The organism is Peptacetobacter sp. AB800 (assembly GCF_047807365.1).
GTDB lineage: Bacteria > Bacillota > Clostridia > Peptostreptococcales > Peptostreptococcaceae > Peptacetobacter.
In genome coordinates, this window is the sequence record NZ_JBLOUI010000028.1 from 21,094 (window position 1) to 32,230 (window position 11,137).

At 26.4% G+C, this 11,137-nt stretch carries 12 protein-coding genes; all 12 read left to right on the top strand.

Annotated elements, in window-relative coordinates; all coding sequences use genetic code 11:
• Positions 1–246 precede the first annotated feature (246 nt).
• The 12 genes from gltX (at position 247) to ACK2WN_RS08665 (ending at position 11,031) form a co-directional block, all read left to right on the top strand.
• The gene (gltX, locus tag ACK2WN_RS08610) at positions 247–1,743 is read left to right on the top strand and encodes a glutamate--tRNA ligase (RefSeq protein WP_416155344.1); all 1,497 of its coding nucleotides are present in this window, start codon (positions 247–249) and stop codon (positions 1,741–1,743) included.
• Positions 1,744–1,845: 102 nt separating this feature from the next.
• Complete coding sequence (gene cysS, locus ACK2WN_RS08615; RefSeq protein WP_300529896.1) at positions 1,846–3,240, top strand: cysteine--tRNA ligase; 1,395 nt, start codon at positions 1,846–1,848, stop codon at positions 3,238–3,240.
• Between the two features lie 3 nt (positions 3,241–3,243).
• Positions 3,244–3,639 (top strand): Mini-ribonuclease 3, encoded by a 396-nt coding sequence (locus tag ACK2WN_RS08620; protein WP_118549471.1) that lies wholly within the window; start codon positions 3,244–3,246, stop codon positions 3,637–3,639.
• 71 nt (positions 3,640–3,710) lie between these two features.
• Positions 3,711–4,130 (top strand): hypothetical protein, encoded by a 420-nt coding sequence (locus tag ACK2WN_RS08625; RefSeq protein ID WP_300529899.1) that lies wholly within the window; start codon positions 3,711–3,713, stop codon positions 4,128–4,130.
• A gap of 165 nt (positions 4,131–4,295) precedes the next feature.
• Positions 4,296–4,763, top strand: coding sequence for a hypothetical protein (locus ACK2WN_RS08630; RefSeq protein WP_416155345.1), 468 nt, complete (start codon positions 4,296–4,298; stop codon positions 4,761–4,763).
• A 55-nt stretch (positions 4,764–4,818) separates the two neighbouring features.
• Positions 4,819–6,279: a hypothetical protein gene (locus ACK2WN_RS08635; RefSeq protein WP_416155346.1), complete on the top strand. Its 1,461-nt coding sequence runs from the start codon at positions 4,819–4,821 to the stop codon at positions 6,277–6,279.
• Positions 6,269–6,790: a signal peptidase I gene (gene lepB / locus ACK2WN_RS08640; RefSeq protein WP_416155347.1), complete on the top strand. Its 522-nt coding sequence runs from the start codon at positions 6,269–6,271 to the stop codon at positions 6,788–6,790. Before ACK2WN_RS08635 ends, lepB begins: the two co-directional genes overlap by 11 nt.
• 150 nt (positions 6,791–6,940) lie before the next feature.
• On the top strand, positions 6,941–7,657 hold the full coding sequence (locus ACK2WN_RS08645; RefSeq protein ID WP_300529909.1) for a LytR/AlgR family response regulator transcription factor: 717 nt from the start codon (positions 6,941–6,943) through the stop codon (positions 7,655–7,657).
• A complete protein-coding gene (locus tag ACK2WN_RS08650; RefSeq protein ID WP_330000055.1) occupies positions 7,651–8,985 on the top strand; it encodes a GHKL domain-containing protein in 1,335 nt (444 codons plus the stop codon). Before ACK2WN_RS08645 ends, ACK2WN_RS08650 begins: the two co-directional genes overlap by 7 nt.
• A 112-nt stretch (positions 8,986–9,097) precedes the next feature.
• Complete coding sequence (locus ACK2WN_RS08655) at positions 9,098–9,511, top strand: DUF3997 domain-containing protein (RefSeq protein WP_416155348.1); 414 nt, start codon at positions 9,098–9,100, stop codon at positions 9,509–9,511.
• Positions 9,512–9,775: 264 nt separating this feature from the next.
• Positions 9,776–10,489 carry a LytR/AlgR family response regulator transcription factor gene (locus ACK2WN_RS08660; protein WP_416155349.1) on the top strand — a complete coding sequence of 238 codons (714 nt, stop codon included), beginning with the start codon at positions 9,776–9,778 and terminating at the stop codon, positions 10,487–10,489.
• Positions 10,483–11,031: a hypothetical protein gene (locus tag ACK2WN_RS08665; protein ID WP_416155350.1), complete on the top strand. Its 549-nt coding sequence runs from the start codon at positions 10,483–10,485 to the stop codon at positions 11,029–11,031. The genes ACK2WN_RS08660 and ACK2WN_RS08665 overlap by 7 nt, the downstream gene beginning before the upstream one ends.
• Positions 11,032–11,137 lie beyond the last annotated feature (106 nt).

Here is an 11,137-nt window from a genome sequence, read left to right on the forward strand (position 1 = left end):
CTGTTACAATTAAATGTAGCAGCTTTTTTATTTGGGTGGGAGCTAAGAAGAGGGATTGTGAACTTTTAGAGATGTCATTGCTTTTGCGTATAGAAAAGAAACTTCTCCTATTAAAAAAATTACGCAAAATGCGATGCCTCTAAAAGTTTACAACCCTCTCTAGCTCCGATTTATGTTATAATAAACTGTATAATAATGAGATTTTAGGCAATTTTGCCGAATTAGTTTAATTTTAGGAGGAATTTTATGAGTAACGTAAGAGTAAGATTTGCACCAAGTCCAACAGGATTTGTACATATAGGTAGTTTAAGAACAGCTCTTTACAACTATTTATTCGCAAAACACGAAGGTGGAGAATATATACTAAGAGTAGAAGATACTGATAGAACTAGACTTGTTGATGGTGCTATAGAAAACATGCTTAATGCAATGAAATGGGCAGGAGTAAACCACACAGAAGGTGTTATGTTAGATGAAAATGGAAATGTAACACAGAAAGGTGAATACGGTCCATATATACAGTCTGAAAGATTAGATATATACCAGAAATACATAAAAGAACTTTTAGATTCTGGTAAAGCATACTACTGCTTCTGTACAAAAGAAAGATTAGATGCAGTTAGAGAACAGCAGAAAGAAGCTGGAGAAACTCCAAGATACGATGGACATTGTAGAGATTTAACTCCAGAAGAAGTACAGGCTAAAATAGATGCTGGTGAACCATACGTTATAAGACTTAGATTACCAGAAGACCACAAAATAACATTCACTGACTTAGTAAGAGGTGATATGGAATTCAACACAAATGACTTAGATGATCAGGTACTTATAAAAACTGATGGATTCCCAACATATCATTTTGCAGTTGTTGTAGACGACCATTTAATGAAAATAACTCATATAATAAGAGGGGAAGAATGGGTTTCTTCAACTCCAAAACACGTATACCTATACGAAGCTTTTGGATGGGAAAAACCAGTATTTGTACACCTTCCAAATATATTAAATACAGAAAAGAAAAAATTAAGTAAAAGACAGGGTGACGTAGCTGTTGAAGACTTCAAGAAAAAAGGATACCTTCCAGAAGGTCTTGTAAACTACGTAGCTCTAGTTGGTTGGTCACCAGAAGACAATCAGGAAATATTCTCTATGGAAGAATTAGAAAAAGCCTTCTCTATAGAAAGAGTATCTAAGAGTGGAGGAGTATTTGATACTGAAAAATTAAACTGGGTTAACCACCACTATATGAAAGAAGCAGATGACGCTGTTTTAGCCGAATTATGCATGCCATACTTAGTAGAAGCTGGATACATAGCAGAAGATGAAAAAGAAGCTAAAATGGATTTAGTTAAAGAAATAGTAAGTGCAGTTAAAGAAAAATTACACTACGCAAAAGAAATAACTGACCACGTTTCTATATTCTTTGGAGATAAATTTGAAATAGAAACTGAAGAAGGTATGGAATTCTTAAAATTAGAACATATACCAACACTATTCGATGCTTTAAGAGAAAAAATAGAAGCAGCAGAAAGCTTTGATGCAGATAGCAACTTCGCTATACTAAAATCAATACAGAAAGAATACAAAATAAAAGGTAAAAACTTATACATGGGATCAAGAATAATGTTAACAGGACAGATGCATGGTCCAGATATCCCAAAAGTTATGGAAGTATTAGGTAAAGAAAACTGCCTAAGAAGACTTGACTATGTAAAAGCTAACGTACTAGATAAATTAAATTAGTATTAAAACAGAGATTAGTTACAATATAAGAAAAGTCTTGATATATTAAAGAATGTTTGGGTATATACTTAGACATAACAAAAAGCCAAAGAGGTGATAAGGATGAAAGTATACAATACATTAACAAATAAAAAAGAAGAATTTGTACCATTAGAAGAAGGAAAGGTAAAAATGTATGTGTGCGGGCCTACAGTGTACAACTATATACATATAGGTAATGCAAGACCATTCATAATGTTTGATACTTTAAGAAGATACTTAGAATACAAAGGTTATGAAGTAACTTATGTACAGAACTTTACAGATGTAGACGATAAAATAATAAAAAGAAGCCACGAAGAAGGAATATCTCCAGAAGAAGTAGCTGAAAAATATATAAAAGAATACTTTGTTGACTGCGATGGACTAGGAATAAAAAGAGCTACAGTTCATCCACAGGTTACACAGAATATTCCACAGATAATAGAATTTATCCAGGAATTAGAAGAAAAAGGATACGCTTATGCAGTAAACGGAGATGTATACTTTGACACTAGAAAATTTGAAGGATATGGAAAATTATCTGGACAGAATATAGACGACCTAGAAGCTGGAGCAAGAATAGAAGTAAATGAACAGAAAAGACATCCAATGGACTTCGTTTTATGGAAAGCTAAAAAAGAAGGCGAACCAGGATGGGATAGTCCATGGGGCGAAGGTAGACCAGGTTGGCATATAGAATGTTCTGTTATGTCTAAGAGATATCTTGGAGAAACTATAGATATACACGCAGGTGGACAGGACTTAACATTCCCTCACCACGAAAACGAAATAGCTCAAAGTGAAGCTAGAAGTGGTAAACCATTTGCTAAATACTGGATGCACAATGGTTATATAAATGTAAACAACGAAAAAATGAGTAAATCAAAAGGAAACTTCTTCACTGTAAGAGATATATCTAAAAAATACGATCTTGAAATAGTTAGATTCTTCCTATTATCAGCTCATTACAAAAGCCCAGTAAACTTCAGCGACGACTTATTAGCACAGGCTGGAGCAGGACTTGAAAGACTTTACAATACTAAAGAAAAATTAGTATTTACATTATCTCACTTAGAAGGTGAAATGACAGATGCAGAAAAAGCATTAGTTGAAGAACTTGACGGATTTAGAAAGAAATTTGTTGAAGTTATGGATGATGACTTAAATACTGCAGATGCTATAACTGCTATATTTGAATTATCTAAATTTATAAACTTAAATGTAGACGAAAATTCTTCTAAAGAATTTGCAGAAAAATGCTTAGCTGAATTTAACGAACTTACAGGAGTTTTAAATATAGTAAATAAAGAAAAAGACAACTCTGTAGATGCAGAAGTAGAAGCTTTAATACAGCAGAGAACTGATGCTAAAAAGAATAAAGATTTCGCAAAAGCAGATGCTATAAGACAGCAGCTTCTTGATATGGGAATCGTTCTTGAAGATACTAGACAGGGTGTTAAATGGAAAAGAGTATAGAAAATGGAAAAAAGTGAATTAATAACTATGTCTCCATTGGTACTTGCTTATCTTGGGGACACTGTGTATGAATCTTATATAAGAGAATATTTAATTAAAAAAAATTGCAATAACAAAGTGAACACTCTTCACAAGCAGGCGATAAAATATGTAAATGCAAATGCTCAGTCTAAGGTTATTCACACTATAGAGAATGATTTAACTGAGGAAGAGATGAGGATCTTTAAGAGAGGAAGAAACCAGAAGTCTAACACAGCTCCAAAGAATATGGATATAGTAGACTACAAACACGCAACTGGTTTTGAAGCTCTAATTGGTTATCTTTATCTTGATAAGCAGATAGATAGACTTGAAGAGATTGTTAGAAGAGGAATTGCGATAATAGAAGAAGATATGTAAATTTTAAAGGTGCTACTAACTAAACATTTTGTGTTTATAGTAGCACCTTTTTTAAAAATGGAGTTGATATTATGAAATTGAAAAAGACTATTTTTCTTGCGATTGCAATACTTATAATAGGGTTACTTTTTAGAAATATCATTGTATTTACAAATGGATACACAACAAATGAAGGAACTATTTTCAATGATATAGTGTTTTGCATATTGCTTATACCTTCAGCTATTGCCTCTGTTTTAAACTACTTATTTGGAAATTACGATGAAAAATCTAACGAGATTATTAAAGTTATGGGTTCTATAATTCTAGGATTTGTAATATTAATAGTAGGATTGTTCTGTAGTTGGGGATATCTGCCAATAAATACCACATTAAATTTTGCATACTCAGAATATGTATATGAAATAATCAGAGCGATTATATATACAGCGGTAGTAATACCATCAGCAATATTCTACTTTCTATATGATAAAATAGAGTTAAAAAAATAAAATTTTATCATGTAAATTTGATAATAGAAGAAAATAATGCCCAGTTGGAGCTTTTAAATGCCCAGTTGGGCTTTTTTGTTGAAATTGTATAAAAAAGATGGTATCTTAAAAATGTAAAATACATGTATTATACAGAAATAAATTTATATTTTGGAGGTATAAAAATTGAAAAAATTTAAATTTTTAAAAACGATTTCTCTAAGTATTTTATGTATAGGAGCATTAAACATTTCTAATATTTATGCAGAAAATAATTTCGAAGGACAAATCGAACCTAGAGTTACAACTTCATATAATTGGAGCATTGATGAAAATAAGACAAAATCAACAGCTTTTGTTAATAAAGGAGCAGATAATACTGCTACAAATGAAGTTTTGAGCTTAAAAGTTTTAAAATCAAATGGGGAAAGTTCAGAAGCGTCAGATAATACAAAAATGACTTTTAATTTAATGTCTTGGGTTGTTGATTCAAAAGAAAATATAGTAACACGTTCAGTAGGATATACAAAACCAGGTCAATATCATATGAAATATACAAAGACACCTTCAGGAAAGGTAAAAATGAGAATAAGAAATCCTATAGGAAGTATGAATGATGGAGTTGTTTCAACAACAGGCAAATTCCATTCATAATAAATTATAAAAATAAAAGTCTTGTTTTACAAGACTTTTATTTTTGGAGGTATATATGTTTAATTATTTAAAAGATATATTATTTTCTAAAAAATTTATAGCTGCAATATTATTATCTATAGTATGTTTATTTATAGGTATAATAGAGTATATGGTAAATTGGGATTTTAAAGATATTGGTGTATCATATCTATTTAATGCTTCCTATAGTTTTGGTTTTTTCTCAATTTTAATATTTATAGCACCGATTATATGTTCAATGCCATATTCATTATCTTATTTTGAAAATGATAAAAATAATAACGATATCTCTAAAAATAAGAAATTTATAATGAAATTATTTATAAACTTTATATTAGGAGGATTAGTTTTATCTATAAGTATAATTATATACATTATAATCCTTATTTTACTTGTTGGAATAAATGGAAATGATATAAATTTAATAAATATAAATTATGTTTTAAGAGAAAATCAATATTTATATTTACTAAATGAAATATTTTTTTCTTTTATATTTGGTGCTACATTTGCTAATATAACAATGTGCATATATACTATATTAAAGAATAAATATTTATCTATTTTAACATCTGTTTTTTTCAATATATTTACAGTTGCAGTATTGGATAAAATAAGTATTTATTTAAATAGTCAAATTATTTATAGTTTTTGTATATATCCACAAATAGGGTATGCACCTAGAATAGTATATTTTATAGTTATTAACACTACTTTTATTTTTTTATCGCTTTATTATAATAATACAAATAACAATATTAATTATAAAAAAATATATAAATATTTTATATATTTTTCAGTGGGAATGTTAATATTTTTTAAAGTTAATAGATTTATTGATATATATGGATATAAAAATAATTTTCTAGAATTTTTAATAGAATTTTTCAATGATTTATATACGATTCCTTATTTTATATCCTTTTGTGTGTTAATGATGATTTATAAATTTTTTAGTGTTGAAAGTATTAAAGAATATAATATTAAAAATATATTATTGATAATTTTATATGAAATAATAGTTCTATATATATTTATATTTTTTATTTCCTTTATTTTATCAATTGGAAAGATGAATTTTAAATTTAATTGGAGTAATTCGTTTTTTAGTATAAATGAAAATATAAAATCAATTTATAAATTATATACTCCATTGATTATTTTGGTAATAAGTTTAATAAATTCATTTTGTTATTTATTTATTATTTCAGTAGTATGTATTATAGTATTCAGAATTTCTTTAAGCGATATTTTTTCAGTTGTAGTAACAACTTTTTTAATAGTATTTAGCATAGCATCGTATATAGGTAGAATAGAGTTTTTAAAAAGGATATCGCCAGTTAATTATTCTCTTACAATTGTTCATAGTATTGAAAAATCAATTCCATCAATTATTTTTCTTTCAATTATTTATTGGGCAATTATAATTTTAATTATTATGTGTGTGTATTCAAATTATAAATTAGATAAAGGGTGTGATAAAAATGAAAGATAAAATTAAAGAATGGATAAAAATAATTGTAACAGCTATAGTTATTGCTGGAGCAGTATCTATATTTGTGCAGCCTGTTTTAGTTGATGGTAGCTCTATGTTTCCAACGCTTAAAGATAAGGATTATCTAATAGTAAATAAGCTTATGTATAAGTTAGATGAACCTGAAAGAGAAGATATTATAGTAGCGAAATCAAAATTATTGGATGAGAATAATAAAAATAAAAAAATAGTTAAAAGAATAATAGGATTGCCTAATGATCATATAGTTATAGAAGATGGATATGTATATGTTAATGATAAGAAATTAGATGAAAAATATTTAGATGATTCTTATACAATAGGAAATATAGATATTATTGTACCTAACGATGAGATATTTGTTTTAGGTGATAATAGATCTAACAGCAGAGATAGTAGAGATAGTTCAATTGGAACAATAAAGATATCGGATATAATAGGGAAAGTTGTTATTAGAATATTGCCTATTAATAAAGTAACTGTATTTGATTAGAGTGTATCATATAAATAGATACAAATTATTACAAAATAGCAAAATATATTGATAAATTAAACTTTCATTAGTAATATAATGTTACAAAATAAATAGGACTGATATATTAACTTTAGTTATATATAGTCCTTTTTTTATGGGGGAAATGGAATGTTTAAGATTGTTATTTGTGATGATGAATTATTACAAAGAGAAGAATTAAAAGAATATATTTATAAAGTGTTTGAAGAGGTTGAAGAAGAATTAGAACTTTTAATATTCAAATCTGCGGAAGAGGTTTTGAAAGAAAAAGAGGTATTAAAGGATACAGATATATTCATTTTAGATATTAAAATGTATGAAGTGTCAGGGATGGATTTGGCAAAGATTATAAGAAAAGAAAATGAGATTTCAGAAATAATATTTGTGACTTCTTTAGTTGCTTATGTTCAAGAGGGGTATACAGTTAGAGCATATAGATATTTACTAAAACCGATAAACTACGAAGAATTAAAAACTAATTTGTTAAGTTGTATAAATGATATAAATAAAAAGAAATATAACTTTATGATGATAGAAAATAAAGGGATAGTACATAAAGTACCTATAAATGAAATAATGTATATAGAAGTTGCAAAAAAAGAACTTACAATATATGCAAAAGAAAATAGCTACAAAACTAAAAGTAGCATGGATAAAATAGAAAAAGAATTAGAGAAATTAGATTTCTACAGATGTCATAAGAGCTATTTGGTAAATATGAAGTATATAGAAACAATAGATAAAAATGAAATAATAATAAATGGCAACAAAATTCCTGTTAGTAAGCATAGAATATCTGATTTTAAGAAAAAATTTACATTATTATTAGGTGATATAATATGTTAAAAGTGAGTTTATTTTTAAGAATTATAAAAATTATTTCAACAGGAATAGAATTTATAGTATTAAAAGTATTATTAGATGAAATAAGTGAGAGAAAAAGTAAAAAAATAGAATTAGTTATTAGCTTTTTCTTGGCTTTTTTAACAGTTTTGATTTTAAGCTATGTAAGGATAAATATTAATATCAAACTGATTTTAGGTGGATTAATAATATGCTTGGTGTATTTCTATAATTATAATGAGAATAAAATAAAAATTTTATTTATCAGCTTGTTGTATTCATTATTATTAATAGGATTTGATATTATTGGAGTAAGCTTGGTTGCTTATTTGAATAATATCAAAGATATGAGAATGGTAATAAATAATAATTTTTATCTTGTGGAAATTGTTATAATATCAAAAGTGCTACTAACTATGTCAGTACCTATTTTGAGAGTTATTAAACTAGATTTACCTTTGCTTAAAAAAGATTATATTTACTTAATAACTCCTATATTTGCAAATATTATGAGTATTATTGTAATATTTGGACATGTATTAAAAGATCAAAATACAGATAGTTTAGACCATATATTGATATTATGCGTATCTCTAGTGCTATTGTTTTCCAATATATCATTAATCAGGATGATATCTCGCATTATGAAAGATAACGAGATTAAAGCAGAGAATAGATTAATAAAAGAAAAGATGGATATGCAATATAAACATTATCTAAGCCTACAAGAATCACAAGAAACTATTAAAAAAATCCATCACGATATTAATAATCATATGATATGTATAAATAAGATGTACGGAAATAATAGTGCAGCGAGTGAGTATATTGAAGATATTAGTAGTCAAATATATTCTTGTAATTACAATTTTGATAGTAAAAATATGGTTTTAGATATAATCTTAACCGAGAAGAAATATATTTGTGATAAGAATAAGATAGATTTTTTAGTAGATATAAACTTTGATAAATGTAATTTTATGGATATGGTAGATGTTTGTAGTATTTTTTCTAATATTTTAGATAATGCTATTGAAGCGTGTAACAAAATTAAAAGCGAAGATAAAGATAAGAAAATTACATTAAAAGGAACTATTGTAAATGACTTTTTTGTTGTAAAGTGCATCAATACAAAAGAGAACGATGTTCTATTATCTGGAGATAAGATAATGACAGATAAGAAAGATAAGGATTTGCATGGAATAGGAATAAATAGTGTAAAGAGTTCAGTAAAAAAATATGATGGAAATGTAGAGTTTAAGTTTGAAGAAGATAAATTTATAGTAGTTATATGTATACCGATTAGAAAGAATGCCCAGTTGGAGCTATAAAATGCCCAGTTGGGCATTTTTGTTGAATTTATATTAATAAATATGTTATTTTGTGAATAGAAAAATAAGGAGGATAACTTATTATTAAAAAGATAAAAAGAAAGAGAGGATTATGAATAAACTTTTGATTAAAATAATAACGGTTATATCTTTTAGTACTATAATACTAACAGGATGTGCAGGTACTACAGACTATACAGCCAATCTAAATAATGATTATTATATAGCAAAAACTTCTGCACATAATGCTAAGATATACAAAGTTGAGGATAAAGATGAGAGTGGAAAAGCTCCAAGCATTCCTGTCTATCATGGAAATGATGAAGAATTTGAAAAAGAATCTGTAATTAAAGTAGGACAAGATAATAGATATATAATAGCTGAAACTAATAAAGATAAATATTATATATTAGATACAAAAGAAGAATGCGTATTAGAATTTTCTTCAAAAGAAGAATTTGAAGAAAAGAAAAATGAGCTAAAAATACCAAATATACCGTTAGAAGATTTAGAAGAATATAAATAAAAATTGATAATAAAGACTTATTATAAAATACTGTCATAAAAATATCTTAATAAAAGATAAACTATGGCAGTATTTTTTGTTTGCTAATTTTTAAATGCACAAATCATTACAAAAAAACTAGATATGTTGAATCGTTAGAAATTAAATAGTAATATAATATTATGAAGTAATTAATATAATAAATTTTTAGTTAATCAGAAATAATTAAAGAAAACTTAAATTAATAGTTATAAATTTTTTATAAAATATTTAGAGGGGGAGGAAATGTTTAGAGTCGTTATCTGTGAGGATGAAATATCGCAAAGAGAAAAATTGAAAGAATATATTCATAAAATATTCGATGAAAATAAAGAAGAATTAGAGATAATAGAGTTTGAATCAGCAGAGGAATTATTATCAAGTGGGATTATATTAAAAGAAGTTGATATTTTTCTATTAGATATAAAAATGAATGGATTATCTGGTATGGATTTAGCAAAAATGATAAGAAAAGAAGATGATAGATCAGAAATAATATTTGTAACATCTTTAGTCGAGTATATTCAAGATGGATATACAGTTAGAGCTTATAGATACTTACTAAAACCTATAGAATATGAAGAGCTTAGAAAACATTTGTTAAATTGTATATCAGATATAAAAAGGAAAAAGGGGAATTTCATAATAGAAAATAGAGATGGAATAAGAAAAATTCCAATAGAAGAAATAATGTATATAGAAGTGAGAAAAAAAGAATTAACAATACATACAGTAGATTCTACATATTATACACAGGGAAGCCTAGATAAGATAGAGCAAGACTTTGAAAAGTACAACTTCTATAGATGTCATAAGAGCTATTTAATAAATATGGAGTATATAGAGAGTATAACTAAAAATAGTGTATTTATTGGGAAAGAGGAAATATATGTAAGCAGGCACAGAATGAATGAGCTTAAAACAAAGTTTACATATATGTTGGGAGATATATTATGTTAAGTGTGTTTTGGAATGTGGTAACAGTTTTATCTACTGCTATAGAATGGATAGTGTTGAAGTTAGTATTGGATGAAATAAGTAATCAAAAGGTAAATAAGATTAAAATAAATACAAGTTTTATAATAGCAGCACTTATAATAATAGTTTTGACTATTATCGATTTTGAGATGAACTTAAAATTATTAATAGGAATTGTTATTTCATATATTGTATATGTATATAATTATGATGTAAGTGGGAAAAAAGCGTTGTTTGTAATTTTAATCTACTATTTACTTTTAATGGGATTTGATATTATAGGAATTAGTTTAGTTGGATTTTTGAACAATACAAAAGATATGGGAAGTATAATAGGCAATAATATTTATGGTTTGGAGCTTATTATATTGTCAAAGTTTATGTTGACACTTATAGTTCCGATAATCAAAATTTTTAAGATAGATTTATCAAATCTAAAAAAAGATTATCTGGATTTGGTGGTACCGATAAGTACAAATATTATAAGTATTGTTGTTATCTTTGGATATATTTTAATGGCTTGAATTTATAATCTAAGTGCAACAAAAAAAAGAACTCATATCATTTTCTTGGTATAATATTCATGCCAACAAAAATTAAAACCAAGGAGAAAATGATATGAGTCTATAT

Coding starts and splice junctions, on each gene's coding strand:
- ACK2WN_RS08665 (WP_416155350.1), top strand. CDS start 10,483: ATGTTAAGTGTGTTTTGGAATGTGGTAACAGTTTTATCTACTGCTATA.
- ACK2WN_RS08635 (WP_416155346.1), top strand. CDS start 4,819: ATGTTTAATTATTTAAAAGATATATTATTTTCTAAAAAATTTATAGCT.
- ACK2WN_RS08650 (WP_330000055.1), top strand. CDS start 7,651: ATGTTAAAAGTGAGTTTATTTTTAAGAATTATAAAAATTATTTCAACA.
- cysS (WP_300529896.1), top strand. CDS start 1,846: ATGAAAGTATACAATACATTAACAAATAAAAAAGAAGAATTTGTACCA.
- ACK2WN_RS08655 (WP_416155348.1), top strand. CDS start 9,098: ATGAATAAACTTTTGATTAAAATAATAACGGTTATATCTTTTAGTACT.
- ACK2WN_RS08660 (WP_416155349.1), top strand. CDS start 9,776: ATGTTTAGAGTCGTTATCTGTGAGGATGAAATATCGCAAAGAGAAAAA.
- ACK2WN_RS08620 (WP_118549471.1), top strand. CDS start 3,244: ATGGAAAAAAGTGAATTAATAACTATGTCTCCATTGGTACTTGCTTAT.
- ACK2WN_RS08645 (WP_300529909.1), top strand. CDS start 6,941: ATGTTTAAGATTGTTATTTGTGATGATGAATTATTACAAAGAGAAGAA.
- gltX (WP_416155344.1), top strand. CDS start 247: ATGAGTAACGTAAGAGTAAGATTTGCACCAAGTCCAACAGGATTTGTA.
- ACK2WN_RS08625 (WP_300529899.1), top strand. CDS start 3,711: ATGAAATTGAAAAAGACTATTTTTCTTGCGATTGCAATACTTATAATA.
- lepB (WP_416155347.1), top strand. CDS start 6,269: ATGAAAGATAAAATTAAAGAATGGATAAAAATAATTGTAACAGCTATA.